Source organism: Rhizobium sp. USDA 3886 (assembly GCF_056279785.1).
The window spans coordinates 311,775-335,670 of the sequence record NZ_JBWCDC010000001.1; the positions used below are offsets into that span (position 1 = coordinate 311,775).

The 23,896-nt window shown below is 60.9% G+C and carries 29 protein-coding genes and 1 pseudogene; 18 read left to right on the top strand and 12 right to left on the bottom strand.

The annotated features are described in order from the left end of the window. Positions 1-284: 284 nt before the first annotated feature. On the bottom strand, positions 285-671 hold the full coding sequence (locus ACZ9BX_RS01530) for a hypothetical protein (protein WP_476215248.1): 387 nt from the start codon (positions 669-671) through the stop codon (positions 285-287). Positions 672-724: 53 nt separating this feature from the next. Here ACZ9BX_RS01530 and ACZ9BX_RS01535 point away from each other — a divergent pair, with 53 nt between their 5' ends. Next, positions 725-850 carry a hypothetical protein gene (locus tag ACZ9BX_RS01535; protein ID WP_280173940.1) on the top strand — a complete coding sequence of 42 codons (126 nt, stop codon included), beginning with the start codon at positions 725-727 and terminating at the stop codon, positions 848-850. A gap of 80 nt (positions 851-930) precedes the next feature. After that, positions 931-4,308: a response regulator gene (locus ACZ9BX_RS01540; RefSeq protein ID WP_476215250.1), complete on the top strand. Its 3,378-nt coding sequence runs from the start codon at positions 931-933 to the stop codon at positions 4,306-4,308. Here ACZ9BX_RS01540 and mnmC2 read toward each other — a convergent pair. After that, entirely contained in the window at positions 4,305-5,021 is a 717-nt protein-coding gene (gene mnmC2 / locus ACZ9BX_RS01545) for a tRNA (5-methylaminomethyl-2-thiouridine)(34)-methyltransferase MnmC2 (protein WP_476215252.1), read from the bottom strand. The two genes, ACZ9BX_RS01540 and mnmC2, sit on opposite strands and share 4 nt — an antisense overlap. Here mnmC2 and ACZ9BX_RS01550 point away from each other — a divergent pair. The 13 genes from ACZ9BX_RS01550 (at position 5,020) to ACZ9BX_RS01610 (ending at position 13,870) form a co-directional block, all read left to right on the top strand. Beyond that, positions 5,020-6,198 (top strand): NAD(P)/FAD-dependent oxidoreductase, encoded by a 1,179-nt coding sequence (locus tag ACZ9BX_RS01550; RefSeq protein WP_476215254.1) that lies wholly within the window; start codon positions 5,020-5,022, stop codon positions 6,196-6,198. The genes mnmC2 and ACZ9BX_RS01550 overlap by 2 nt on opposite strands. A 113-nt stretch (positions 6,199-6,311) precedes the next feature. Beyond that, positions 6,312-7,019 (top strand): DUF1045 domain-containing protein, encoded by a 708-nt coding sequence (locus tag ACZ9BX_RS01555; protein ID WP_476215256.1) that lies wholly within the window; start codon positions 6,312-6,314, stop codon positions 7,017-7,019. Positions 7,020-7,066: 47 nt separating this feature from the next. Then, positions 7,067-7,924 carry an AraC family transcriptional regulator gene (locus ACZ9BX_RS01560; RefSeq protein WP_476219872.1) on the top strand — a complete coding sequence of 286 codons (858 nt, stop codon included), beginning with the start codon at positions 7,067-7,069 and terminating at the stop codon, positions 7,922-7,924. A gap of 105 nt (positions 7,925-8,029) precedes the next feature. Beyond that, positions 8,030-8,695, top strand: coding sequence for an AzlC family ABC transporter permease (locus ACZ9BX_RS01565; protein ID WP_476219874.1), 666 nt, complete (start codon positions 8,030-8,032; stop codon positions 8,693-8,695). Next, positions 8,692-8,994: an AzlD family protein gene (locus ACZ9BX_RS01570; protein WP_476215258.1), complete on the top strand. Its 303-nt coding sequence runs from the start codon at positions 8,692-8,694 to the stop codon at positions 8,992-8,994. The genes ACZ9BX_RS01565 and ACZ9BX_RS01570 overlap by 4 nt, the downstream gene beginning before the upstream one ends. Before the next feature lie 115 nt (positions 8,995-9,109). After that, on the top strand, positions 9,110-10,033 hold the full coding sequence (gene puuE / locus ACZ9BX_RS01575) for an allantoinase PuuE (protein WP_476215259.1): 924 nt from the start codon (positions 9,110-9,112) through the stop codon (positions 10,031-10,033). After that, the gene (gene uraD / locus ACZ9BX_RS01580) at positions 10,033-10,530 is read left to right on the top strand and encodes a 2-oxo-4-hydroxy-4-carboxy-5-ureidoimidazoline decarboxylase (RefSeq protein WP_476215261.1); all 498 of its coding nucleotides are present in this window, start codon (positions 10,033-10,035) and stop codon (positions 10,528-10,530) included. Before puuE ends, uraD begins: the two co-directional genes overlap by 1 nt. After that, entirely contained in the window at positions 10,531-11,553 is a 1,023-nt protein-coding gene (gene alc / locus ACZ9BX_RS01585; protein WP_476215263.1) for an allantoicase, read from the top strand. Between the two features lie 57 nt (positions 11,554-11,610). After that, positions 11,611-11,904, top strand: a complete 294-nt coding sequence (locus tag ACZ9BX_RS01590; protein WP_086994518.1) for a nucleotidyltransferase family protein — start codon at positions 11,611-11,613, stop codon at positions 11,902-11,904. Continuing rightward, positions 11,901-12,263, top strand: coding sequence for a HepT-like ribonuclease domain-containing protein (locus ACZ9BX_RS01595; protein ID WP_476215266.1), 363 nt, complete (start codon positions 11,901-11,903; stop codon positions 12,261-12,263). Before ACZ9BX_RS01590 ends, ACZ9BX_RS01595 begins: the two co-directional genes overlap by 4 nt. A 3-nt stretch (positions 12,264-12,266) precedes the next feature. Then, on the top strand, positions 12,267-12,767 hold the full coding sequence (locus ACZ9BX_RS01600; protein WP_476215268.1) for an ureidoglycolate lyase: 501 nt from the start codon (positions 12,267-12,269) through the stop codon (positions 12,765-12,767). Then, the gene (uraH, locus tag ACZ9BX_RS01605; RefSeq protein ID WP_027508255.1) at positions 12,764-13,120 is read left to right on the top strand and encodes a hydroxyisourate hydrolase; all 357 of its coding nucleotides are present in this window, start codon (positions 12,764-12,766) and stop codon (positions 13,118-13,120) included. Before ACZ9BX_RS01600 ends, uraH begins: the two co-directional genes overlap by 4 nt. Positions 13,121-13,123: 3 nt before the next feature. Continuing rightward, a complete protein-coding gene (locus ACZ9BX_RS01610; protein WP_476215271.1) occupies positions 13,124-13,870 on the top strand; it encodes a metallophosphoesterase family protein in 747 nt (248 codons plus the stop codon). Here ACZ9BX_RS01610 and ACZ9BX_RS01615 read toward each other — a convergent pair. From ACZ9BX_RS01615 to ACZ9BX_RS01630, 4 genes and pseudogenes are all read right to left on the bottom strand, one after another. After that, entirely contained in the window at positions 13,867-14,271 is a 405-nt protein-coding gene (locus ACZ9BX_RS01615; RefSeq protein ID WP_476215273.1) for a type II toxin-antitoxin system HicB family antitoxin, read from the bottom strand. The two genes, ACZ9BX_RS01610 and ACZ9BX_RS01615, sit on opposite strands and share 4 nt — an antisense overlap. A gap of 2 nt (positions 14,272-14,273) precedes the next feature. After that, positions 14,274-14,460 (bottom strand): annotated as a pseudogene (locus ACZ9BX_RS01620) (type II toxin-antitoxin system HicA family toxin). Between the two features lie 46 nt (positions 14,461-14,506). After that, positions 14,507-15,649, bottom strand: coding sequence for an alpha-hydroxy acid oxidase (locus ACZ9BX_RS01625; protein ID WP_132561264.1), 1,143 nt, complete (start codon positions 15,647-15,649; stop codon positions 14,507-14,509). Positions 15,650-15,725: 76 nt separating this feature from the next. Continuing rightward, the gene (locus ACZ9BX_RS01630; RefSeq protein WP_476215276.1) at positions 15,726-16,691 is read right to left on the bottom strand and encodes a quinone oxidoreductase family protein; all 966 of its coding nucleotides are present in this window, start codon (positions 16,689-16,691) and stop codon (positions 15,726-15,728) included. A gap of 95 nt (positions 16,692-16,786) precedes the next feature. On the opposite strand from ACZ9BX_RS01630, the gene ACZ9BX_RS01635 reads away from it, so the two are divergent. Then, a complete protein-coding gene (locus ACZ9BX_RS01635) occupies positions 16,787-17,635 on the top strand; it encodes a LysR family transcriptional regulator (RefSeq protein ID WP_476215278.1) in 849 nt (282 codons plus the stop codon). Positions 17,636-17,713: 78 nt separating this feature from the next. On the opposite strand, the gene ACZ9BX_RS01640 is transcribed toward ACZ9BX_RS01635, so the two are convergent. From ACZ9BX_RS01640 to ACZ9BX_RS01655, 4 genes are all read right to left on the bottom strand, one after another. Beyond that, the gene (locus tag ACZ9BX_RS01640; RefSeq protein WP_476215280.1) at positions 17,714-18,118 is read right to left on the bottom strand and encodes a helix-turn-helix domain-containing protein; all 405 of its coding nucleotides are present in this window, start codon (positions 18,116-18,118) and stop codon (positions 17,714-17,716) included. 7 nt (positions 18,119-18,125) lie between these two features. Next, positions 18,126-19,460, bottom strand: a complete 1,335-nt coding sequence (guaD, locus tag ACZ9BX_RS01645) for a guanine deaminase (RefSeq protein WP_476215282.1) — start codon at positions 19,458-19,460, stop codon at positions 18,126-18,128. Beyond that, on the bottom strand, positions 19,457-20,698 hold the full coding sequence (locus ACZ9BX_RS01650) for a urate hydroxylase PuuD (protein WP_476215284.1): 1,242 nt from the start codon (positions 20,696-20,698) through the stop codon (positions 19,457-19,459). Before ACZ9BX_RS01650 ends, guaD begins: the two co-directional genes overlap by 4 nt. A gap of 69 nt (positions 20,699-20,767) precedes the next feature. Further along, entirely contained in the window at positions 20,768-21,226 is a 459-nt protein-coding gene (locus tag ACZ9BX_RS01655; RefSeq protein WP_476215286.1) for a hypothetical protein, read from the bottom strand. A gap of 249 nt (positions 21,227-21,475) precedes the next feature. Here ACZ9BX_RS01655 and ACZ9BX_RS01660 point away from each other — a divergent pair, with 249 nt between their 5' ends. Then, positions 21,476-21,808 (top strand): hypothetical protein, encoded by a 333-nt coding sequence (locus ACZ9BX_RS01660; RefSeq protein WP_027508266.1) that lies wholly within the window; start codon positions 21,476-21,478, stop codon positions 21,806-21,808. Between the two features lie 7 nt (positions 21,809-21,815). On the opposite strand, the gene ACZ9BX_RS01665 is transcribed toward ACZ9BX_RS01660, so the two are convergent. Then, a complete protein-coding gene (locus tag ACZ9BX_RS01665; RefSeq protein ID WP_476215289.1) occupies positions 21,816-22,712 on the bottom strand; it encodes a LysR substrate-binding domain-containing protein in 897 nt (298 codons plus the stop codon). Between the two features lie 102 nt (positions 22,713-22,814). Here ACZ9BX_RS01665 and ACZ9BX_RS01670 point away from each other — a divergent pair, with 102 nt between their 5' ends. Continuing rightward, complete coding sequence (locus tag ACZ9BX_RS01670) at positions 22,815-23,018, top strand: hypothetical protein (RefSeq protein WP_476215291.1); 204 nt, start codon at positions 22,815-22,817, stop codon at positions 23,016-23,018. Here the strand turns inward: ACZ9BX_RS01670 and xdhC are convergent. Next, a complete protein-coding gene (xdhC, locus tag ACZ9BX_RS01675; protein ID WP_476215292.1) occupies positions 22,994-23,806 on the bottom strand; it encodes a xanthine dehydrogenase accessory protein XdhC in 813 nt (270 codons plus the stop codon). The two genes, ACZ9BX_RS01670 and xdhC, sit on opposite strands and share 25 nt — an antisense overlap. Positions 23,807-23,896: the final 90 nt, after the last annotated feature.

Sequence of the window (23,896 nt, forward strand, 5' to 3'; positions counted from 1 at the left end):
CCAGTATCATTCTGGCGTCAAGAACCCCGCGTGAAGTGGGAACTTGTGTGTTGGAAAAACTTTCCAGCGCTTCTGGCCGCACTTGGGATCGCGGCATCCTATGAAATGCGCTTTTGTCCTTCTTCTTGCGTTTGTCTTTTTTCGCAGGGGCAGCTCACGCGGCGGCCGGAAGGTGAAAGCTGGCCTGCATTTGGTCTAGTTCGGGTTGAAAGTCAAGGGACGAACGCGAGAAAGGCGTTGCAGGCGCCGCCCGAGCAGACGGCGCCGTGGCGCAGACGGGTTCCTCAATAGCCGGGGCAAACCCGGACGGTGACCCACACGTCCGCTTGATGATCGTAGCGGCGTTCCACATCGCAATATCGATAGCTGCGGTAATGGACCGGGTAGGGCCGGTAGTAGGAGCGATAGTAAGGCCGGTAAAAGGGCCGGTCGTAAGGGCGATAGACCGGATAGGGCCTGTAGTACGGCCTATAGTAGTAGGGTTCTGGATAATACCCGTATGCCGGATAAGGCCGCACGGCATGCGAGAGCAGGATGCCGCCGATGGCACCGGCGGCGACACCGCCCCAAAACTGATGATTGGCATGCGCAGGTGTTGCCGTAACGAGCGAAGTGCTCGCCAAAGTCAATGCCATCAGGCCCGCCGCCATGCCTTTATGAAGTACGGACATGAGCGTCTCCTTTCGTAGACGAAGCTCGTTCTTTGAAGCCGTCAGGAGAATCCGTGGCAAAACGCGGCCAGCTGATCGAGTTCAACCTTACAACGAAGGAGAGTATAGCATGGTTCCAGCCCGCTTGCGCTAACGCCGTTGCCTCGATCCGGCGCCGCGCCGCAAAAGCGCTTGCCTAATCCTTATGGTTAAAGCTCTGTTAAGCCGCTCGGTTGTATGGTCGGCCTTCTCATTCATTCATTGCAGGAGCGGGCGCTTTTTGACATCTGCGGGGAACCTTCTCGAACTGGCATGCAGCCGGATCGCTGATCTGGAGACCCCGGCCTATGTCAAGAACAGCGAGCTTCGCTATGTCGCCGTCAACGAAGCCTATGCCCGCTTCTTCGGCAGGGAAATTTCCGATTTCATCGGCGGCCGGAGCCGCGAAATCCTCGACCGTCCCGAGGAAGAGGAACGCGAGGACAAGGAGCGCCGTGCTCTGGTCTTCGGCACCGAGGAAACCGCTATCTGCTTCGATCCCGCCGGAGCCACCCATGAGCGGGTGCGAATCGAAAGCTTCATGCCATCGGAGGACCGGGCCTATGTTCTCGGCATCTTCGAGGCGCGCGTGCAGGTGCGCCGTCCGGTCCTTTCGGGGCCGGACCGGGCGCTGCTCGCCGATTTCGAGCGCGTCCGCGCGACGGTGGAAAAGCTCGATCATCCGATCGGCATTTTTGCTGACGACGGCCGGCCGCTGATCGTCAATTCGGCCTATCGAAACGGCGGCGGCAATGCATCGCCCGCTGAAAACGGCTGGCACGAGAGCGTGAATGAGCTCGATCTCCTCCGCACCATCATGGAAGATCTGCCGGTTGCCGCCTTCGTGCGCGACGAAAACCACCGGCTCGTCTATGCCAACCAGTATTACGAGACGTTCACCGGCCATATCCGGTCGAAAGTGCTTGGATTGACGGAGTTTGAGATGTTCGGCGAGGAGGGTGGCGCCAGCATCTACGAAGAAAACGTGCTGGCGCTCAAGGAGGGCTCGCTTACGGAAGTGGAAGGAAGGCTTCCGAGCACTGACGGCACGGTCTACCCGATCCTGTCGCGCGTCAATCGCGTCCGGACGCCGGACGGCAAGGTCTATGTCGTCGGCTCCTTCTCAGACATTTCCCCACTCAAGGAGCGCGAAGCCGAACTGATCGCATCGCAGACGCATGCCGAAGTCCTGCATCGCGACATTGAAAACATCCTGCGTTCGCTGCCGGTTGGCATGCTGATCCTCGATAACAGTCTCGATATCCTCTACATCAACGACGAATTCTACGCGATATGCGATCTCCCGCATGAGGATCGTTTCGACGGACGGCCGTTCATCGACGTCATCCGCCGCAATTACGAACTCGGGCGTTACGGCTACGAGCGTAGCCCGGAAGATATCCTGGCAGAGCGCCAGCGCCATTTCGGCGCGGATGCAGAATCAGAACCGATCGAGCTCAGCTGGTCGGGCGGCAAGTCGATTATCTTCGACAGCCGCCGCATTTCGAACGACCGCATCCTGCTCTCCTATTCCGACATGAGCGCCATTCGCGCGAGGGAGAAGGAAATCCACGAGGCGCGCGCTGCCCTGGAGCATCTCGGCGAACTGATGCGGGACGCGACGCGGGCTATGCCGCAAGGGCTCGCCATCGTCCAGGACGGTCTCATAAAGCTCTCCAGCGATGCCCTTTTCCGCGTCCTCAGCATTCCGCCTGAATATCTGGTGGCGGGCAGAGGCTGGATCGACCTCTTCAATTTCTGCGCCGATCGCGGCGACTTCAAGGGTGCAGCCGCCGATGTGCTGCACTATTGGCGCACTAACATTACCGAGAAGCAGCCGATCGCTACCGTGTTCCACGTCGCCGGCGAGCGCTGGGTGAACATGGAGGCGACGATCAGCGAGCGCGGGCATTGGGTCGCGCTCTTCACCGACGTCACCGAAATGAAGGAGCGTGAGGAAGAGCTTCAGCGGCTGCTTGCGCGCGCGGAGGCAGCCGACCGCGCCAAGTCGGAATTCCTCGCCAATATGAGCCATGAAATCCGCACGCCGATGAACGGCGTGCTCGGCATGGCCGAGCTCATGGCGAAGACCGATCTCGATGCGCGGCAGAAGACATTCATCGACATCATCGTCAAGTCCGGCAACGCGCTTCTGACGATCATCAACGATATTCTGGACTTCTCGAAGATCGACGCCGGACAGATGACGCTCCGCAAGGCGGCCTTCGATCCGGTGGAAGCGGTCGAGGACGTCGCGACGCTGCTCTCTTCGCCGGCCGCCGAGAAGGACCTCGAGCTTCTCGTGCGCGCCGATCCGAACCTGCCTGCCGCCGTCATCGGCGATGCCGGGCGGTTTCGCCAAATCGTTACGAACCTCGTCGGCAACGCCGTCAAATTTACCGAGAAGGGCCATGTCTTCGTCGATATCGGCTTCCGGCCGGGATCAGACGGCGAGATCATGGTCGAGATCAGGATCGAGGATACCGGCATCGGCATTCCGGACGACAAGCTGCAGTCTGTCTTCGACAAATTCTCGCAGGTCGATTCCTCTTCGACGCGCCGCCACGAGGGCACCGGCCTCGGTCTTGCCATCACCGCCGGCCTGGTCGATCTCTTCGGCGGCTACATCAACGCTGAAAGCGAGTCCGGCAAGGGCTCGGTCTTTACCGTCAATCTGCCCTTAGCCATCGCCGCCGCCCGCCTCGAGCCCAAGCCGTTGCCGGTCAATGTGCGCGGCGCGCGGGTGCTCGTCATCGACGACAACGAGGTGAACCGCCGCATCCTCACTGAGCAGTTGGCACTCTGGGGCTTTGACGGCGTGGCTGCGGAGGGCGGCAGGATAGGAATGGCCATCCTCGAGGCCGCGCACCAGATCGGCGTCCAGGTCGATGCCGTGGTGCTCGACTATCACATGCCGGAAATGAACGGCGCGGAAGTCGCGCACATGATACGGGCCGACGCCCGTTTCGAGAATCTGCCGATCATCTTCCTGACCTCGATGGATATCTCCGGCACGGAGAAGGAGTTTGCGGCCCTCAACGGCCATGCGCATCTGATGAAGCCGGCGCGCGCCGATCTTCTTCGCAACACGATCGTCGAGGTCGTGCGCGCAAGCCGCGTGAAGCAGGCATCGGCGGCGGAAATCGTTCGCCTGCAGGCCGGGCGGGAGGTCAAGGAGCCGGAGGCTGCCGCGCCGCCCGTCGAGTCGCATAGGGCGATCATCGATGTGCTCGTCGCCGAGGACAACGAGGTGAACCAAATCGTCTTCACGCAGATCCTGCAGGGCACGGGCTTGAGCTTCCTCGTTGTCAACAACGGCCAGGAGGCGGTCAATGCATGGCAGGCGCATACACCGCGCATCATCATGATGGATGTCTCGATGCCGGTGATGAACGGGCACGACGCGACCCGCGCGATCCGCGCCCGCGAGCGCGGGCAGGGGCACCGCGTGCCGATCATCGGAGTTACGGCGCATGCGCTCGAAAGCGACCGCGAACTCTGCCTTGATGCCGGCATGGACGACTATATGTCGAAGCCGATCAGCCCCGAACTGCTGGAAGAGAAAATCCAGTTTTGGCTCGGCAGGAGCGAGCAGTTGCCTGGCCGCTCGGGGTTTTAGGGTTTTACGCCGCAAAGCATCTCGCGCTTGCCGGCGAAACCCTTGCGCCGTTCGACGGTAAAGCCTGCGGCAATCAAATTGCGCCTGACGAAGCCTGCCGCGGTATAGGTAGCGAAGCTCCCGCCGGAGAGGGTCTTCTCGCAGACGAGCCGCATCAGTTCTTCCGACCACATGTCGGCGTTGCGCGACGGTGCGAAGCCATCGAGATACCAAGCGTCGAAGCCGGGTTCGGCGGCCGCAACGCCATCGATTGCCGGGCCGCAGACGACGCTCAGCGTTGTCTGGGAATCGAGATTGAGAGTAATGGTGCCCTGTGATTCGCCCGGCCACAGCGCCGTCAGCGTCTGCCGCTCGGCGTCGATTTCCGGCCAGTGCGAGAGGGCGCGGCCGATCTCGGCGCGGCGCATCGGAAAGAGTTCGAAGGACATGAAATGCAGGTGCTGCCAGGACTTGCGGTGGGCCTTCGACTGCCGCCATGTCTCGGCGAAGTTCAGCCCGGTGCCGAAGCCCAATTCTCCAATGCGGAAGTCATCCTTGCCGGTCCAGCGCTCCGGCAGGCCGTTGCCCGCCAGAAAGACGTGGCCGCATTCGAGCCGGCCATCCGTCTGGCAATAAAAATGGTCGCCAAAGGCCGGCGAATAGGGCATATCGCCGTCGCGCCATTCGAGCGGCTGGCTCGTGCTGCCCATCTGGTCGGGATCATTGTCTGTCATGCCTAAAGCCGATAATGCGGTCGTCTCCTCCGGTCAATCGTCCTTCAGCTTGCTGATCGCGGGCGGCGGCATTATGGGGCTTTGGGCGGCGGTGCATGCCGAACGCCTTGGCATTGATACGCTGCTCGCCGACGCAGGCGCGTTGGGGCAGGGCGCCAGCGGCGGCCTGCTTGGGGCGCTGATGCCGCATATGCCGGACAAATGGAATGCCAAGAAGCAGTTCCAGTTCGATGCGCTGGTTTCCCTCGAAAGCGAGATCGCCGCGATCGAAGCCGCGACCGGCCTATCCGCCGGCTACCGCCGCTCGGGCCGCATCATCCCGCTACCGAAGCCGCACCTGCGCAAGATCGCGCTTACCCATTCCGCCGATGCCGAAACGCATTGGCATCAGGGCGGCCGCGACTTCTACTGGCATGTCGCGGATGCTCCGCCGGTCGCGGACTGGATCGATCCTGCCGCTGGCGAAAGCGGCTTCGTGCACGATACGCTCGCCGCCCGCGTCGCGCCCCGCGAGCTGGTTGCCACTCTTGTCGCCTTTCTCCGCCAGGCGAAGAATGTGAGCATCATCGAGAATGAAGCAGTCGGCGGCCTCGAACCAGAACGCGGGCTTGCCTATGTTGGCGGAAGAAAGATTGCGTTCGGCCGCTGCATTATCGCCGCGGGTTACCGGTCGTTTCCGCTTCTGCAACAGTTCACGCCCGGACTCGTCAAGCCGCTCGGTCAGCCGGTCAAGGGGCAGGCGGCCTTACTGAAGGCTGATGTCGATCCCGCCTTTCCAACCATCTTCCGCGACGGCCTTTATGTCGTTTCCCATGAGGGTGGCCATGCTGCCATCGGCAGCACCAGCGAGAACCGTTTTGACGATCCGGCGTCGACGGATGCCCAGCTCGACGGGCTGGTCGAGGCCGCGCGCGAGATGGTCCCGGTGCTTCGGGATGCCCCGGTCATCGCGCGTTGGGCCGGCCTGCGTCCGAAGGCGATCGACCGTGATCCGATGATCGGCCCGCATCCGGCGTATCCGAAGCTCATCGCCTTGACCGGCGGCTTCAAGGTCAGTTTCGGTCTCGCTCACCGCCTTGCGGAAGCTGCCATGCATATGGCGGCGGGCCGGTCCGCACCCTTCGTTCTGCCGGAAAATTTCGCGCTTTCGAGCCACATCGTGGTTGCTTCACGTTAAACGTGAATTAGAAGCCGGTTCTTTTCGTTATTCTGTCATGCAAATCACCTATCTGCTTGCGCATCGACGGCGCCGGAATCGCCCGCGCGCCTTCCTTCGATCGAGGAGATTGCATGCGCTATGCCATTTGCTTCACGCCTGCGCCGAGCGATCCGCTCACCCAGGTGGCGGCCAATTGGCTTGGCCGCAACGTCTTTTCCGGCGAGATGGTCGAACCTCCAGCCATTCGCGGCATCGGCATCCACGAGATCGCATTCCATACCGCCGTGCCGCGCCGCTACGGCTTCCATGGCGTGTTGAAGGCTCCGTTCTATCTTGCACCGGATGTTTCGGAATCACAACTCTTGCGTGAAATGATGCGCTTCTCCGGCAGTCTGCAGCCATTCCTAATTCCAAGCGTCGAAGTGGCGCGCCTGCGCAATTATTTCAGCCTCGTGCCGTCGGTTCCCTGCGATCACATGCATTATCTCGCTTCCGCAGTCGTGCAGCATTTCGATCGCTTCCGTGCGCCGCTCTCCGAGGCGGAGATCGAGCGCAGCGATCCGGACGGGCTTTCGGCCGCGCAGTTCGCCAACCTGTATCGCTGGGGCTATCCCTATGTAATGGACGAATTCCGCTTCCATATGCCCTTGACGGGGCCAGTCAATCTTGTCGACATGCCGCGCATCGAGCAGGCGCTCAGCAGTGTCTTCGACGCTGTCCTTGCGGAACCGGTCGCTGTCGCCAACATCGCACTGATGATCGAGGAAGGCACCGGCGGGCCGTTCCGGGTCCATTCGCTGCATCCGATGGGCAAGGTTAGCGCGCGCAAGATCGCCTGATCACTTTTGTTCAAGAACGGGTGGCCCGAAGATGCTATATCCGGGTGATGGACAACATCTCCCAGGAACAGGCGACCGGGGCCATGCCGCTGTCGCGAGCGGAGACGACGCGATTCTGGCGTGACAGCCGGTTCGGTGGCATGGAGTGCCTGAGCGCGACGTTCCTCACGCATGAGTTTGCACCGCACGCCCACGAGACCTTCAGCATCGGCGCCATCGAAAGCGGCAGCCAGATCGCGACCATCAGGGGCACACGCGAAAGCTCAGGGCCTGGCGATCTCTACCTGATCAATCCCGGCGAAATCCATGACGGCGCGCCTGTCGAGGGCGGCTATCGCTACCGGATGATTTATCCGGACATGTCGCTCTTCCGTGAAATCCTGGAGGACGTCACCGGCCGCACCTTCGGCGGTACGCCTGCCTTCGGCAAGCAGATCCTTCACGATCCGCTGCTCGCCGACGCTTTTCACGATGCCCATCGCGCGCTGGAATCGGGCGCCGGCGCGCTGGAAACCAGCCAGGGCATGTTTCTCGTGCTCGAGGCCATGTTCCGGCATCACGGCAGTTCGATCATCGTGCCGGTCGATACGCGGGAGCGATCCGCCGTGCAGCGCGCCCGCGATTACCTGATGGAAAACTACGTTTCCGATGTCGGGCTTGAAGAGCTCGCCGCGGTGGCAGACCTCAGCCGCGCGCACCTGATCCGCGCCTTCCGCAAGGAATTCCACATCACGCCGCACGCCTTCCTCACCGATATCCGCATTCGCGTTGCCCGGCGCAAGCTGCAGGCCGGCGGACAGCCGGCCGAGATTGCCCTCGAATGCGGCTTCGCCGACCAGGCGCATTTCAGCCGGCATTTCAAGGCGCGCACCGGAGTGACGCCCGGCCAATACCGCGCGCGGTAATCACTTTCGTTCAAGACGGCCATTCATCTCCATTCTAAGACCTCCCAGCAAATCGGAGATCCTATTGTGAACGGGAATGGAAAATGGGCGGAGTTTCTGGGGGGCATGCGGGCCATTTCGCCGCTGATCGCTGCCGTCATACCGATCGGCGTCGTCTTCGGCGCGGTTGCAGCCACCAAGGGGCTTTCTCCGGTGGAGACGGCGCTGATGAGCGCACTGGTCTTTGCCGGCGGATCGCAGTTCGTGGCGATGGATATCTGGATGCATCCGGCCTCGTGGACGAGCGCCGGTTTTGCAGCGCTGCTCGTCAATATCCGGCACGTGCTGATGAGCGCCTCGCTCGGCACCAAGATGCAGGCCTTTGGCGGACGCAGGCGCTATTTCGCATGCCTGTTTCTTGCCGACGAGATCTGGGCGATGGCGGAATTCCGTGCCGGCCTTGCGCGGCTCACACCAGCCTGGTTCGCGGGGCTTGCGGCACCTTTCTATCTTGCCTGGGTGCTTTCGAGCCTTGCGGGTGCGACGCTCGGCGCTTTCCTAGGTGATCCCGCGGCGCTCGGGCTGGATTTCGCCTTTCCGACCGTCTTCATCGTGCTGGTCATGGGCTTCTGGAAGGGACCGGAAACCGGTGCTGTGCTGCTCGCAAGCGGTGCGGCCGCGGTGGCGACCCAGCATTTCGTGCCCGGCGTCTGGTATATCGCGGCCGGTGCCGTTGCCGGCCTGCTTGCGGCAGTCGCCAGCGGCAGCCGGCGTGTGGAGGTAACGCAATGACGGTCGATTTCTCTACTCTTCTCGCAATCGTCGCCATGGCGGCTGCGACCGTTCTCACGCGCCTGAGCGGCCTTCTGCTCGCGCGGCATGTATCCCTGGAGGGAAGCCGCCGCAAGGCGATCGAATCCATACCACCTGCGGTTTTGATGGCGGTCGTTGCGCCGACCGCCTTTGCCACCGGTATCGCGGAAACGATCGCCTGCGCGGTCACAGCCGTTGCGGCACTCGGTCTGCCGATGCTCGTTTCCGTGGTGCTTGGTGTCCTCTGCGTCGCGCTGTTACGGGCTGTAGGCATCTGATTCGGCCGCAGACGTGGTGACTTGTGCCGTAGCGGCGAAAGTCAGTTTCGCATTTCCGTCTCGACATTCCGTCTCCGGGTGCTACCGTTTCACCTATCCTTCAGAAGGTGATTTGATGGCATCCGATACCTATCCGCGCGATCTCATCGGCTACGGCCGCAATACGCCTGATCCGAAATGGCCGAACGAGGCCCGGCTCGCCGTGCAGTTCGTCATCAACTACGAAGAGGGCGGTGAGAGCTCGATCCTCGATGGCGATCCGGCGTCCGAGAACCTGCTGTCGGAAATTGTCGGAGCAGCACCTTGGCCAGGCCAGCGCAATCTGAACATGGAATCGATCTACGAATACGGCTCGCGCGCCGGGTTCTGGCGGCTCTGGCGCATGTTCACCGAGCTCAAGGTTCAGGCGACCGTCTACGGCGTGACGCTTGCGATGGCCCGCAATCCGGAAGCTGTCGCAGCGATGAAGGAAGCCGGCTGGGAAATCGCCAGCCATGGCTACCGCTGGCTGGAGTACAAGGATTTTCCGGAAGACCTCGAGCGCAAGCACATTCTCGAAGCCGTGCGCCTTCATACCGAGCTTACCGGCGAGCGTCCGTACGGCATGTATCAGGGCAAACCCTCGGACAATACGCTGCGCTTGGTGCAGGAGGAGGGCGGCTTCCTTTATTCATCAGACTCCTACGCCGATGATCTTCCCTATTGGGTGAAGGGCGTCGACGGCAAGCCGTTCCTCATCATTCCGTATGCGCTTGAAACGAACGACATGCGCTTTGCGACGCCGCAGGGCTTCAATTCCGGCGATCAGTTCTTCACCTATCTCAAGGATGCCTTCGATACGCTCTACGAAGAGGGCCGGGCCGGCAGCCCGAAGATGATGTCGGTCGGCCTGCATTGCCGCCTTGTCGGGCGTCCCGGCCGCGCGGCGGCGCTTAAGCGTTTCATCGAATATGTGCTGCAGCACGACAAGGTGTGGATTCCCCGCCGCATCGAGATCGCCGAGCATTGGCACAAGAACCACAAGCAGGACGTGATCTGATGATCCGGCGGGATGAATTCGTATCGCGCTTCGGGGGCGTCTTCGAGCATTCGCCCTTCATTGCCGAGCGCGCCTATGACGATGGTTTCATCGGCGATGAGTTGACTGTGGACAAGGTGCACATTCCATTGGTCGCTGTCTTCCGCGCCGCAAGCGAAGAAGAGCGTCTTGGTGTGCTTCGCGCCCATCCTGATCTTGCCGGACGCCTGGCCATCGCCGGCGAACTGACGGAAGACAGCAAGAAGGAGCAGGCAAGCGCCGGTCTCGACCGGCTGAGCGCCGAAGAGCACGCCCGCTTTACCGAACTCAACAAGGCATATACCGAAAAGTTCGGCTTTCCCTTCATCATCGCGGTGAAAGGGCTGAACAAGGACGATATCCTCGCGGCTTTCGAGAAACGCATCGGTAACAGCCGCGACGAGGAGTTTGCGACCGCCGCCGCTGAGGTCGAAAAGATTGCGCTTTTGCGCCTGACATCCATGCTTCCGGAGAAGTGAATGACTGAGAATACCAATGCCAGCCTGCCGTCCTTCGCGAACGGCGCGATCAACCTTGCTTCCGCACGCCTAGGCGCCAAGGGCCTTTATGCGACGGACGAGTTCTTCGCGCCGCTGGAGCGCATGCTGCAGGATGTGCCGGCGAGCTTCGATCCGGATCTTTACGACGACAACGGCAAATACATGGACGGCTGGGAAAGCCGCCGCAAGCGCGTGCCCGGCCACGACTGGGCGATCGTCAAGCTCGCGATGCCCGGCCGCATTTTCGGCTTCGATGTCGATACCAGCTACTTCACCGGCAACTATCCGCCGCATTGTTCGATCGAGGCTGCCTTCGTCGAGGGCGGCGATCCGACCGAGGCGACCATCTGGACCGAAATCCTCACAAAGTCGCCGTTGGGACCGAGCGCTCATCACTTCTTCGAAAACGCCGACAAGGCAAAGATCTGGACGCATCTGCGCCTGCATATCTATCCCGATGGCGGCGTCGCCCGGTTGCGCGTTTATGGTTCGGCTTATTTCGACTGGTCGAACGTCGAGGCGAATGAAGAAGTCGACCTTGCCTATATCTTCAACGGCGCGAAGTCGCTTGCCTGGTCGGACGCGCATTATGGCCACCCCGACAAGATGCTCGGCCCCGGCCGCGGCATCAATATGGGCGACGGCTGGGAAACCAAGCGCCGCCGCGGCCCGGGTCATGACTGGGCGGTGATCCGGCTTGGCCATCCAGGCAGGATCAAGCGCGTCATTGTCGATACCGCCTTCTTCAAGGGCAATTTCCCGGACACGTGCGAGCTTCTCGGCGCCTATCTGCCCGATCTTGGCGACACACTGAGCGAAACGGACATTGCGGCTTCGGAAAACTGGAGGCCGATCCTGCCGCGCACCAAGCTGCAGATGGACCACATCCACGAATATGGCCCGGACACCATCGCCGACATCGGGCCGGTGACGCATGCGCGCATCGCGATGCATCCGGACGGCGGCATCATGCGTCTGAGGCTTTTCGGGGTGAAGGGGTGAGTTCTTTCTTCTTTATTGCGGCTCGCCTATATTCAAGGCATCAGGAGTGATGCCTCGATGAAGCCGTCGGAAGTGTTGGAAAAGAACAGGCAGGCGATCCGCGACGCGACGAAGCGCTTCAACGCGGCGAACCCGCGTGTCTTCGGGTCCGTCGCTCGCGGCGAGGACAGGCCGGACAGCGATCTCGATATTCTTGTCGATGCGCTGCCGGGGACGACGCTATTCGATCTCGGCGGGTTGCTGGAGGAATTGCAGACGCTGATGTCCGGGACGGAAATCCACGTTCTGACGCCAGGTGATTTTCCCGAACGTGTCCGCAGCCGGGTCCTGCAGGAAGCCAAGCCTGTATGAGTATCGATCGGCTTCGAACCTATCTCGACGAGATGCAGCAGGTCGCATTCGAAACCGTCGATTTCGTCAAGGACATGAGCAAGGATGAATTTCTGAAGGACCTTGTCAGACAGCGCGCAGTTGGAATGAACCTCCTGATGATCGGTGATGCAACCTCGCGCATCATGGAGGAATATCCCGAGTTTGCAGCGGAATTTTCCAACGTGCCTTGGCAAAAAATGCGCGGAATGAGAAACCGTATCGCTCATGGCTACATGAGCATGAACCTAGACACCGTTTGGGATACTGCGCAAACAGCCATTCCCGATCTTCTCGATCAATTGCATGGATTGCGTCACTGGCACGCCCAAGGTGAATGACTTTTGACGGACCTTCTCGACATCCAGCCCCTCACCAAAACTACCTTCGTGCCGTTCGGTGACGTCATCGAGGCCGATCCATCGACCATGCGCTGTATCAACAGCGGCACGACCGAACGTTTCCATGCGCTGGCGACGGCAGAAGCGGCAGGCGAGGGCGCGCGCGTCGTCATCAATCTCTTTCGCGGCCAGCCGCGCAGCTTTCCTTACGAGATCGGCATGATGGAGCGGCATCCGTTCGGCAGCCAGAGCTTCTCGCCGCTTTCCGGCCGGCCGTTTCTGGTGGCGGTTTCTGAAGATCAGGACGGAAAGCCCGGCAGGCCGCAGGTGTTTCTCGCGCGGGGCGGCCAGGGCGTGAACTACCGGCGCAACGTCTGGCATCACCCGTTGCTGGTGCTCGGGCAACCGAGCGATTTTCTGGTTGTCGACAGGGATGGACCCGGCGATAATCTGGAAGAACATTTCTTCGAAACGCCATACATCATCAGCGAGCCAGCCCTATGACCGGACTGACGACCCATGTTCTCGACACGGCCTCCGGCAAGCCCGCGCAAGGGCTGAGGATCGACCTGTTTCGCCTGGATGGGGATATTCGCCATCACATCAAGACGGTCGAAACCAATTCGGACGGACGCGTGGACGGCGGGCCGATCCTCTCCGGCGAAAGTTTTCAGGCCGGAACCTACGAGCTGCTGTTTCATGCGGGCGACTATCTGCGTGCTTCGGGCACGCCGTTGCCGCACCCGGCCTTTCTCGATCTCGTGCCGATCCGCTTCGGCATTGCGGATACCGCTGCGCATTACCACGTGCCGCTGCTGATCTCGCCCTACGGTTATTCCACCTATCGCGGGAGCTAGGCGATGCGGTTTGCGGCTATCGCGGATATCCACGGCAATCATCCGGCGCTGGCGGCGGTCCTTGCCGATATCCGCGCGCAGGGCATTTCGGACATCGTCGATCTCGGCGATTGCTTCAGCGGTCCGCTCGAGGCAGGCAAGACCGCCGACCTGCTCATCCCGTTTGCTCTGCCGACGGTCCGCGGCAATCACGACCGCTACCTGATCGAGCAGAAACCCGAAGCCATGCATGCGTCAGATAAGGTAGCCCACGAGCAGCTTTTGCCGCATCATCTCGACTGGCTGCGATCGTTGCCGACCAAGCTGATCTATAAGGAAGAAGCCTATCTTTGCCACGCCACGCCTGGCGACGATAACCTGTACTGGCTGGAATCCGTGGCGCCCGAGGGCCATGTGTTTCTGAAGCCGCCCGAGGAGATCGAGGCGCTCGCGGAAGGCATCGACTTTCCGCTGATCCTTTGCGGCCATACGCACATCCCCCGCGCCGTCCGCCTTTCGCACGGCCGTCTCATCGTCAATCCCGGCAGCGTCGGCTGCCCGGCTTACAACGATGAAAAGCCCTATCCGCACAAGGTTGAGACCGGCCATCCGATGGCAAGCTACGCCATTCTGGAGAAATCCGCGTCCGGCTGGACGCCCTATTTCCGCAACGTCGCCTACGATCACATGGCGATGTCGAGACTTGCAAAAGCAAACGGCCGCGCGGATTGGGCGGCCGCGCTGGCAACGGGAAGAATGCCGCCGTTTTAAGCTGCTTCGCCGCGATCGATTTCATGTTTCGCCGCTCGCGCGAGAAAGCCGGAACGGGACAATCCCTGCGCCGCGGCAAATGCATCCACGCGTTCAAGTACGTCTTCCGGAAGGGTGATGTTGATACGAATCGCCTTGCGGGCTGGCGTTTTGAGGCTCACGAGAATTGCAACACCGTCGCCGTTTTCCGGATCCGCCATGATGCTTTCAAGGCTGGATGGTTCGGGAATGGCTTGGCCATCTTCAGCCATGCCTTCGACATGGAATGCCAAGGCTTCCTCTGCCATTTTCCGCGCCTCGTCCAGGCTTCTCCCTGCCGTCACGACGCCTGGAAAATCAGGGAAAGACACGCCATAGTCACTGTCGCTTTCCTTATGGATCAGTCCGATATAGTTGCGCATAATCACCTCAGGTTGAGACCGGATTGCTTTTCGATGCTCTTAAGAGTGCCAATCGGAATGTCGCGCCTTGGATGGGGAACGGTCACGCGGGCGGATTTTATAGGGTGTTTCAGCTGCATATGGCTGCCCTTACGGGCAACCTCGAACCAGCCATCCTTTTAGCAACGCGATGACGTTTGCACTCTTCATGAATGTGATGTTATACACACTTATGTGTATCTCGTAAATGGTGCCGCTACTGCCGTCCGGCGATGATCGACGAGTTGACGTCGTTGATGTCGCGTTTGCCGCAGAGCGCCATGGTGATGTCCATCTCCTTGCGGAGGATAGCGAGCGCCAGTGTCACGCCTTCCTTGCCCATGGCGCCGAGGCCGTAGAGGAAGGGGCGGCCGATATAGGTGCCTTTGGCGCCGAGCGCCACGGCCTTCAGCACGTCCTGGCCGGAGCGGATGCCGCCGTCGAGATGGATTTCGATCTTGTGGCCGACGGCATCGACGATCTGCGGGAGCATGCTGATCGAGGAGGGAGCGCCGTCCAGCTGGCGGCCGCCATGGTTGGAGACGACGATCGCGTCGGCGCCCGTCTCGGCTGCCGCCTTCGCGTCCTCGACATCGAGAATGCCCTTGATGATCAGCGGGCCGCCCCATTTTTCCTTGATCCAGGCGACATCGGCCCAGGAAAGCTGCGGATCAAACTGCTCAGCTGTCCAGGAGGACAGCGAGGAGAGGTCGGAGACATTCTTGGCATGGCCGACGATGTTGCCGAAGGTACGGTGCTTGGTCTTGAGCATGTCGAGGCACCAGACGGGGCGCGTCGCCATCTGCCAGATATGCTTCGGCGTGAATTTCGGCGGAGCGGAGAGGCCGTTGCGCAGGTCTTTATGCCGCTGGCCGAGGATCTGCAGGTCGGCCGTCAGAACCAGTGCCGAGCACTTTGCCGCCTTGGCGCGGTTGATCAGGTTCATGACGAAGTCCTTGTCCTTCATCACGTAGAGCTGGAACCAGAAGGGTCGCGTTGTCACCGAGGCGACGTCCTCGATCGAGCAGATGCTCATCGTCGAGAGCGTGAAGGGGACGCCGGCTTCTTCCGCTGCACGGGCCGCCAGCATCTCGCCGTCGGCATGCTGCATGCCGGTAAGACCCGTCGGCGCGAGCGCCACCGGCATCGAGACCTTCTGGCCGACCATCGTCGTCTCCAGCGTGCGGTTCGTCATGTCGACGAGAACCCGCTGGCGCAGCTTGATCTTGGCAAAATCGCTCTCGTTCGCCTGATAGGTCGACTCTGTCCATGCGCCCGAATCCGCATAGTCGAAGAACATTTTCGGCACTCGGCGCTGGGCGAGTTTCTTGAGGTCGGCGATGGTGAGAGGAGTGGCCATGGACAAGACTTTCACATCTGGATAACGTCATGGGCCTTAACATGATTTTCAGGCAGAAGGGTACATCTTTCGTCGCCTAGGGAACAAGAATCAGGCTCCCTGCGGCACCTCCTTTTTCGAGAAATTGCTGCGCCTTTGCCGCATCTGCCAAGGCATACTCGCCGGCGATCGTTGCGGCGATGCCCGACTGCGTCATTTCGATTGTCGCCTTGGCGGCGGCGGCATAATTTTCGCCGTCTACGATGTAGGCCATGATGCTCGGATGCGTGAGCGATTTTCCGGGACGCAACTCCTCAACGGAGACCGGCGGTATCGGGCCGCCGGCCTGTCCGATCGTTGCGGCGACGCCGAACGGGCGCACGCATTGGATGGTCTTAGAAAGCATGCTGCCGCCGATGCCGTCATAGGCGGCATCGACGCCACGGCCGCCCGTCAGCCGTTTCACTTCGCCGACCACATCCGCGTCGCGCCCGACGATCACGTGATCGGCGCCGTGGTTGCCGGCAAGCCCGGCCTTTTCCTGCGAACTGACGGTCCCGATGATCGTCGCCCCGAGATGTTTTGCCCATCGCACCAGAATGGTGCCGAGGCCGCCCGCGGCCGCATGGACGAGGACGATCGTGCCGGGGCCGACCTTGTAGGTTTGCGTCAGCAGCATGTAGGCGGTCATGCCCTTTAGCATCGAGGCGGCGGCGACGCGCGACGGGATCTCATCCGGAAGGCGGATGGCGCGCGCGGCGGGCAGCAGGCGTGTTTCGGCATAGGCGCCGACCGCGCCGGCATAGGCAACGCGGTCACCCGGTTTCAGCTCGGTGACGCCGGTGCCAACGGCCTCTACGATGCCCGCGCCCTCGACGCCTAGGACGGCCGGATAGGCCGGCAGGGGATAGATGCCCTTGCGGTGGTAGATGTCGAGGAAATTCATGCCGATCGCTTCGTGCCGTATGTGGATCTCATCGGGGCCAGGCCGCTTTGGCGTGCGCTCCAAGACCTGCAGTTGTTCGATGCCGCCCGGCGTCTGAAGTGTAACGATCTTGTCCATGACTGTGCTCCGATTTGCTGTTGCGGCAATCATGGCCGATGGCTTGTTGATCGAAAATTCCCTATTGTTTGCCAATCGATGGGAAAAAATGATCAATGTTCGATTGGGAAAATCTCCGCTACTTCGCAGCCCTGGCGCAGACCGGAACGTTGCTCGGCGCGGCCCGCTTACTCGGCGTGGAGCACGCGACGGTCGCCCGCCGCGTCGCCCGTCTGGAAGCGCAGATGAGTGTGAAACTCATAGATCGGCGCGGACGGCGCGTGTCGCTGACGGCAGATGGGGAGCGGGTCGCAGTGATGGCCGAGCGCATGGGCGAGGAGGCGCGGGCAATCGAACGCGTGAGTCTTGCTGCCGGCGGCGGCCTTGCGGGCGACGTCAGGGTAAGCGCGCCGCCGACGCTTGCGGCCGCCCTGCTTGCCGGGCCGCTTGTCGAACTGCGGCGCAACTATCCGGACATCGGCATCACCATTGTCGGCGAGACGCGCTACGCCTCGCTCGACCGGCGGGAGGCGGATATTGCGGTCCGAATGACGAAGCCGGAGCAGGGCGACTTTACCGTTACCAAGCTTGGCGACGTGGCTTTTGGATTCTATGCCTCCCCGGCCTATCTGGCTTCCGTGCCTGAGGAGGCCTGGAGCTTCATCGCCTATGACGAAACGATGTCGAGCTCGCCGCAGTCGATGCGCCTGCTCGATGTGGCGAATGGGCGAAAACTTTCCATCAGGGCCACGACGCTCGAATTCCAGCTTTCCGCCGCGAAAGCCGGCGGCGGCGTCGCTCTCCTGCCGAATTTTCTCCTTGCCGGCGCGGATGACCTTGTGGAGGTCATTCGGGAGACGAAGCCGCTGACGCGTGAAGTCTGGCTGGTCGTTCACTCGGATATCAGAAATGTTCCGATCATCCGCGCGGTGATGGAGACTTTGAAAAGGAACTGGCCTTATTAATATCCTATGCCGCGTTGGTACGGATCGGCTGGATCAAAATGTCGGTCGGAATCCCGAGATGCTCATGCAGCCGGCGTATCATTTCGAGAGGGATCGCCTGCGATTGAGAATTTCCGCTATGCGTCCCCGACTGCCGAGGATTGGCTCAAGGTCCTTGCGGCTCAAGCCCTGGTGTTCCATGCGGAACAGAATGGCGTCGATTGGGTCGGGCAGATCGATTGGATAGTGTGACGCCTCGTAGCCATCGATCAGCGTCGCGAGAATGTCCAGTTTGTCTGCTTCGGGCGAACCATCCGGCGCATCCCAGAGTTGCTTTAAAAGAGTGAGCGCATTCTCGTAGTCTTCATTACTCCGGATGGGTCTTAGTTCACTCATAATCCACCACTGCAGCATCGATCTTGTTGTAATCAAGGCCGCTTGACCTTTCTGACCCTGCGGACTTTCGACAAATTGCGTCAATGTTCGCCGGGCGATCACTCTCATGGAAGTTCTATGATGCTCCCATTTTGGGTTCAATGGTGAGGTTGCTCTTCGCTGCCTCGCCCGCCACATAGGTCTCCACGATCGCCCGGTCATCGCCCATCGTCTGGAGCAGGAAGAGCTCTTCCGGAAGAGTCTTCACGACGTCCATCTTCAGCGCCATGGCAGGCGTTGCCGCTGCGTTCAGGACGACGAGATCGGCGTCCGTGCCTTCATCCAGCGTGCCGATGCTGTCTGCAAGCGAGAGTGCTTCGGCATTGCCGAGCGTCATGTAGTAATAGCTTTCGAGCGGGTTGAGGCGCTCGCCGAGGAGCTGTTGGATCTTGTAGGCTTCGTCCATCGTGCGCAGCAACGAATAGCTGGAGCCGCCGCCGATATCGGTGGCGACGCCGATCCTGACGGGTTTTTCGCGACGCGCGAGTGCCTTCAGCGGGAAGAGGCCGGAGCCGAGGAAGAGGTTGGACGTCGGGCAGTGAACGGCGACGGCGCCCGCCTCATTCATGGCGCCGGCCTCGCGATCGGAGAGGTGGATGCAGTGGCCGAAGAGGCTCTTCGGCCCAAGCAGACCGTAGCCGGCGTAGATATCGGTGTAGTCGATCGCGTCCGGATAGAGCTCGCAAGTGAACCTGATCTCCTCGTGATTTTCCGAGAGGTGCGTCTGGATGTGCAGGTCCGGAAATTCCTGGGCGAGCGCCTGGGCCGCCTCCATCTGCTGCGGCGTTGAGGTGATCGCGAAGCGCGGCGTGATGGCGACGTGGTTTCGGCCTTTGCCGTGCCAGTCGGCAATCACCTGCCGCGTTTCGTCATAGCCCATCTGAGGCGTGTCGAGCAGGCCCTGAGGCGCATTGCGGTCCATCATCACCTTGCCACCGACCATGCACATGTTCCGGCGTATGGCCTCCGCGAAATAGGCATCGGCGGAGGTCTTGTGGACGGAGCAATAGGCGGCGGCCGTCGTCGTGCCGTGACGGATCAGTTCGTCGTAGAAATGCGTCGCGATCTTCTGCGCATGCGCGCTTTCGACGAAGCGGCATTCCTCCGGGAAGGTATAGGTGTTCAGCCATTCGAGCAGGTCGGCCGCGTAGGAGGCGATCACCTGCATCTGCGGAAAATGCAGGTGCGTGTCGATAAAGCCCGGCATGATCAGGTGCGGGCGGTGGTCGATTTCGACCGCATCCGCCGGAGCCTTCTTCCTGATGCCGGCGTAGGCGCCGATCGCGGTGATCTTGCCGGCCTCGATCACCAGGCCGCCGTCGGTCTCGTAGCTATAGCTCTCCGTATCGATGAGACTGAGCGGAGCGCGCTTGAACGAGAGCAGGCGCCCGCGCAGGAGTTTTGTCGTCATTGCTGTTTGCCTTCGACTGCGCTTTCGAACCAGGCGACGAGCAGCTTGCGCTCGTCCGGCGTGATATCCGTCACATTGCCGGGCGGCATGGCATGGCTGCGGCCTGCCTGTATATAGATTTCGCGCGCATGGGCGGCGATTTCCGCGTCATTTTCGAAGATGACGCCGTTCGGCGGGCGGGCAAGGCCCTCGTAGACGGGTTCGGCAGCATGGCACATCGAACAGCGCGTCGAGATCAGCTCCTTGACGGCAGGGAAGTGCGGATCGCCGGCGAATTGCTGGAACGCCGGCGCAACAGCGGCAGTCGTATCGCGTTCGCCCGTCAGCGCCTTCGGCACGGTCGAAAGCCACATGATAAGGATGAAGAGGATGACCGTTGCGATCCATGTCCAGGTCGGCCGTCCCTTGCGCGCGTGCGTCGTGTTGAACCAGTGGCGGATGGTGACGCCCATCAGGAAGACGAGAGCGGCGATCACCCAGTTGTAGGCGGTGCCGAAGGCCAGTGGATAGTGGTTCGACAGCATGAAGAAGATGACGGGCAGCGTGAGGTAGTTGTTGTGCAGCGAGCGCTGCTTGGCGATCTGCCCGTATTTCGGATCGGGCGTGCGCCCCGCGATGAGGTCGGCGACGACGATCTTCTGGTTGGGGATGATAACCATGAAGACGTTGGCCGACATGATCGTCGCGGTGAAGGCGCCGAGATGCAGGAAAGCGGCGCGGCCGGTGAAAAGCTGTGTGTAGCCCCAGGCCATGAAGACGATCACCGCATAGAGCACGGCCATCAGTCCCCAGGTGTTCTTGCCAAGCGGCGACTTGCAGAGCAGGTCGTAGACGACCCAGCCGACGGCGAGCGAAGCAAGTGACATCAGGATCGCCACCGGCGCGCTGATGTCGAGCACATGGCGGTCGATGAGGAAGAGGTCGGCACCGCCGTAATAGACGATGCAGAGCATCAGGAAGCCGGAGAGCCAGGTGAAGTAGCTTTCGTACTTGAACCAGGTCAGGTGCTCGGGCATCTGCGCCGGGGCCACCAGGTATTTCTGGATGTGATAGAACCCTCCGCCATGCACCTGCCATTCCTCGCCATAGGCGCCCGGCGGAAGATGCGGCCGCTTCACCAGGCCGAGGTCGAGGGCGATGAAATAAAACGACGAGCCGATCCAGGCGATCGCGGTGATGACGTGAAACCAGCGCGCCGCGAAAGCCAGCCATTCCCACGCTATGGCATATTCATACATTCAGTTCCCCTATCTTCCTCCGACTCGCCACATTGCAGAAAGTTGCCGCGGGAGGGAAGGGGTAGAGCCTCAGTCGGCTATCTTGCCGAGGACCACGTACCGGCGATCGTTTCCCTCGACTATCGTGAACGCCGCGGATTTGCTGTCCGCGCAATTCATTGCTGTGAAATTTCCTGGCAATTTGCTTGGAAGAGCTAGCTGGATCGCGGCATGGGCCGCCAAAAAGTCGAGCTTAGCAGAGCGGCTAAAGCGGAGAACGCCGATCTTCGACTCTTGAATAAGGATGATTGCCCAACTGCCTTCGTCGCCGCGATATCCGATATTGGCGAGATGCTCGTTAGCGCGATCGCCACCAGTCACCATTTCGTGAAGTCTGTCTTCATAAGGTCCAAGAACACAAACGCGGTCAAACTGCTCTGCGATGAGCAGATGTGCAGGCTGTGGCTCACCGGGTTTAAGTCTCTGAAAATCGACAGGATCTGAATAGTAATACGTCGCGGCCGCGATCAAGGCTGATGCCAGGAGCATAGGAATTGCCGCGACGTGTTTCCGCCCGAAAGGTCTCCAATTCAGTCTGCGTCGCCGCACTTTTCCCGATCCTTTATGTCATTAAAAGTTGCAGAAACTATTAGGATGGCACGTCTCATTTGAATATGTTGCGCCGCAAAATTTAGTGATCCTTGAAATGTCACGAGTCGGTTACAATTACAATTGTAGCCGCCGGGGTGAGGTGGAAACCGCATTGGGGCGGCGCATTCATCGACGGAGAAGATGCCCATGCGCAGCATTCTGGCAAGTGTGATGATTGCGTTCGCGTCGAGTGTGAGTGCTCACGACGCGCCAGCGGGTTGGTCTTACGAACCTTTCTGTTGCAATGGCGACAACCATACAGGCGATTGCCAGATGATCCCTTCGAAGAGCGTCAAAGTGACGCCCCGGGGATATCGCGTGACGCTGCTGCCCGGAGACCACCGGCTGGTGACGCGGGCTCATGTCTTCATGCTGCCGATGACGAAGGCGATGCAATCCGGCGATGGTGAGTACCATCTCTGCCTGTTCCCGAACGAGGATACGCCGCGCTGCTTCTACGCGCCGGAAATGGGTTATTGAGCGCCCCTTAGAGATCGTACGCGCCCATCTCGTCGATGATCCAGTTCCGGAAGGCCCTGATCTTCGGCACATTCCGGCGGTTCCCGGGATAGGCCAGCCAGTAATCGCGGCCGTCGTTGCAGGATAGTTCGAAAGGTTGATAGAGCCTGCCTGCGGCGATATCCTCTTCGAAATGCCCCGGATTCAGAATGGCGACGCCTTGCCCCGCCGCGGCTACACTCGCGTCCATGATTTGCGTGCCGAGTTCGTTTCTGGGGAATTTCTCCAGTCCCGGATTATCGATCCCTGCTGCGGCAAACCAAATCCGCCACCAATGGTCCCCGGCGCTGATGATCGATAGTTTGAGGAGATCGGCGGGCGTATGAACGCCGCCGACCTTGGCAGCAAGCCGCGGACTTAACATCGGCGAAAAATCGAGGCGCATGATGCGATGGCAACAGAGGCCCGGCCAATTGCCGTCGCCCCAGCGGACAGCCAGATCGGCCGCCTCCCTGTTGAAATCTATGAGTGTTGCAGATGTCTTCAGCCTGACGGCAATGTTAGGATGTTTTAGCTGAAACGAGCCAAGATGGCGTGACAGCCACTGTTGGGCAAAAGTCGCTGTCGAATGGATCGTCAGAGTCTCCTCGGATGCTTGTCGAAGCGATTCCATCGCCTCGGCCAGCATCGCGAAACCTTCGGTGACCCTTGGCGCCAGCCGTTCACCGGCATCGGTAAGGCTAATCATGCGCGGGCGGCGCAGGAACAGCGGTTCGCCGATATTCTCTTCCAGCAGCTTCACTTGATAGCTGACGGCAGTCTGCGTCATGCCGAGCTCTTCGCCCGCCTTGGTGAAGCTACCGAGCCGCGCCACAGCCTCAAAGACGCGCAGCGCATTCAGCGGGAACTGTTTCGACAGCTTCATGGATAAGTTCTCTTTATGCATTCAGACGATTGTTCGATTGGAATTGCAGCATTTTTAGCGGCACTCTGCAAGCCATAGCATCAGTTGAACAAAGGTGATGTCATGGATTGCCATGCTATCGAGGAAAGCGCGAAACCCGTCAATCTCTCGCTTTCAGCGCTTGTTTCAGGCATCGCGGCGTGGGCTTATGGCAAGATATTCCACCCGTCGCGGCTCGATCTCGAGGGCACACCGGACCGCGTGAAGCGCGATCTCGGCTTCCTGGATGGACGCGATCCGCGCTACGAGGCCGATCTCTGGCGATAGGCGGAAAGCGCCGTCAAGATTTCGGCGGCGGTCATGGCGGCGATCACTTCCGGCCGCTTGTCCCTGACCGCCGAACCGCCGATCGGCAGCGTGAGGCGGTCGAGCAAGCTTCGCTCGCCTCCTTCGCGCATAAGCCAGTTTGCGAAGGTCGCGCGTTTCGTGGCCGAGCCGATCATGCCGGTATAGGCAAGATCGGTTCTCTCCAGCGCCTCGCGCGCGATCAGGAAGTCCAGCGAATGGTCGTGCGTGAGGATGACGACGGCGGAACCGCCGGGCATCTCCTTCACCAGCGCTTCCGGCATCGGCATAAGCCGCGTCTTCGTTTCCGCCGGCAGGTTCGCAAGCTCTTCCTTGCGCGTCTCGACCACCATCACGGAGAGCGGCAGCGGCGCAAGTGCCGCAGCGAGCGCGTGCCCGACATGGCCTGCACCGAAAAGATAGACTTCCGGCCGGCGCTCCGTTTCTTCGGCCTGCCGTGCTCGCAGTTCCGCCATCAGTTCATCCGTCACCCGCCGGAACCGCAATTGCGTACGCCCGCCGCAGCACTGCCCGATCTCCGGTCCCAGCGGAATATCCATGACCTCGCTGCCGCCGCCCGCAAGCAGTTCGCGCGCGTTGCGGATCGCCATGAACTCCAACTGCCCACCGCCGATCGTGCCCCAAGCGGCGTTTTCGGAGACGAGCATGAAGGCGCCGGCTTCGCGTGGGGTCGAACCCTGGGTTTCGAGGACGTCGATGAGGATGATGGCTGGGTGGGCGGACGCGAACGAGAGGAAAGAGGAAGTCATGGCGCGAAAGCACCCCCCTCTGTCCTGCGGGACATCTCCCCCACAAGAGGGGAGATTGATATGACGCGCGCTTGCCGCCAAACAATATGC

What these genes read in the sequence shown, in the direction of transcription:
- ACZ9BX_RS01530 (WP_476215248.1), bottom strand. Translation starts at nt 671, where the DNA reads ATGTCCGTACTTCATAAAGGCATGGCGGCGGGCCTGATGGCATTGACT.
- ACZ9BX_RS01550 (WP_476215254.1), top strand. Translation starts at nt 5,020, where the DNA reads ATGCCTAAAGCCGATAATGCGGTCGTCTCCTCCGGTCAATCGTCCTTC.
- mnmC2 (WP_476215252.1), bottom strand. Translation starts at nt 5,021, where the DNA reads ATGACAGACAATGATCCCGACCAGATGGGCAGCACGAGCCAGCCGCTC.
- ACZ9BX_RS01555 (WP_476215256.1), top strand. Translation starts at nt 6,312, where the DNA reads ATGCGCTATGCCATTTGCTTCACGCCTGCGCCGAGCGATCCGCTCACC.
- ACZ9BX_RS01560 (WP_476219872.1), top strand. Translation starts at nt 7,067, where the DNA reads ATGGACAACATCTCCCAGGAACAGGCGACCGGGGCCATGCCGCTGTCG.
- ACZ9BX_RS01565 (WP_476219874.1), top strand. Translation starts at nt 8,030, where the DNA reads ATGCGGGCCATTTCGCCGCTGATCGCTGCCGTCATACCGATCGGCGTC.
- ACZ9BX_RS01570 (WP_476215258.1), top strand. Translation starts at nt 8,692, where the DNA reads ATGACGGTCGATTTCTCTACTCTTCTCGCAATCGTCGCCATGGCGGCT.
- puuE (WP_476215259.1), top strand. Translation starts at nt 9,110, where the DNA reads ATGGCATCCGATACCTATCCGCGCGATCTCATCGGCTACGGCCGCAAT.
- uraD (WP_476215261.1), top strand. Translation starts at nt 10,033, where the DNA reads ATGATCCGGCGGGATGAATTCGTATCGCGCTTCGGGGGCGTCTTCGAG.
- alc (WP_476215263.1), top strand. Translation starts at nt 10,531, where the DNA reads ATGACTGAGAATACCAATGCCAGCCTGCCGTCCTTCGCGAACGGCGCG.
- ACZ9BX_RS01590 (WP_086994518.1), top strand. Translation starts at nt 11,611, where the DNA reads ATGAAGCCGTCGGAAGTGTTGGAAAAGAACAGGCAGGCGATCCGCGAC.
- ACZ9BX_RS01595 (WP_476215266.1), top strand. Translation starts at nt 11,901, where the DNA reads ATGAGTATCGATCGGCTTCGAACCTATCTCGACGAGATGCAGCAGGTC.
- uraH (WP_027508255.1), top strand. Translation starts at nt 12,764, where the DNA reads ATGACCGGACTGACGACCCATGTTCTCGACACGGCCTCCGGCAAGCCC.
- ACZ9BX_RS01610 (WP_476215271.1), top strand. Translation starts at nt 13,124, where the DNA reads ATGCGGTTTGCGGCTATCGCGGATATCCACGGCAATCATCCGGCGCTG.
- ACZ9BX_RS01615 (WP_476215273.1), bottom strand. Translation starts at nt 14,271, where the DNA reads ATGCGCAACTATATCGGACTGATCCATAAGGAAAGCGACAGTGACTAT.
- ACZ9BX_RS01625 (WP_132561264.1), bottom strand. Translation starts at nt 15,649, where the DNA reads ATGGCCACTCCTCTCACCATCGCCGACCTCAAGAAACTCGCCCAGCGC.
- ACZ9BX_RS01630 (WP_476215276.1), bottom strand. Translation starts at nt 16,691, where the DNA reads ATGGACAAGATCGTTACACTTCAGACGCCGGGCGGCATCGAACAACTG.
- ACZ9BX_RS01635 (WP_476215278.1), top strand. Translation starts at nt 16,787, where the DNA reads ATGTTCGATTGGGAAAATCTCCGCTACTTCGCAGCCCTGGCGCAGACC.
- ACZ9BX_RS01640 (WP_476215280.1), bottom strand. Translation starts at nt 18,118, where the DNA reads ATGAGAGTGATCGCCCGGCGAACATTGACGCAATTTGTCGAAAGTCCG.
- guaD (WP_476215282.1), bottom strand. Translation starts at nt 19,460, where the DNA reads ATGACGACAAAACTCCTGCGCGGGCGCCTGCTCTCGTTCAAGCGCGCT.
- ACZ9BX_RS01650 (WP_476215284.1), bottom strand. Translation starts at nt 20,698, where the DNA reads ATGTATGAATATGCCATAGCGTGGGAATGGCTGGCTTTCGCGGCGCGC.
- ACZ9BX_RS01655 (WP_476215286.1), bottom strand. Translation starts at nt 21,226, where the DNA reads ATGCTCCTGGCATCAGCCTTGATCGCGGCCGCGACGTATTACTATTCA.
- ACZ9BX_RS01660 (WP_027508266.1), top strand. Translation starts at nt 21,476, where the DNA reads ATGCGCAGCATTCTGGCAAGTGTGATGATTGCGTTCGCGTCGAGTGTG.
- ACZ9BX_RS01665 (WP_476215289.1), bottom strand. Translation starts at nt 22,712, where the DNA reads ATGAAGCTGTCGAAACAGTTCCCGCTGAATGCGCTGCGCGTCTTTGAG.
- ACZ9BX_RS01670 (WP_476215291.1), top strand. Translation starts at nt 22,815, where the DNA reads ATGGATTGCCATGCTATCGAGGAAAGCGCGAAACCCGTCAATCTCTCG.
- xdhC (WP_476215292.1), bottom strand. Translation starts at nt 23,806, where the DNA reads ATGACTTCCTCTTTCCTCTCGTTCGCGTCCGCCCACCCAGCCATCATC.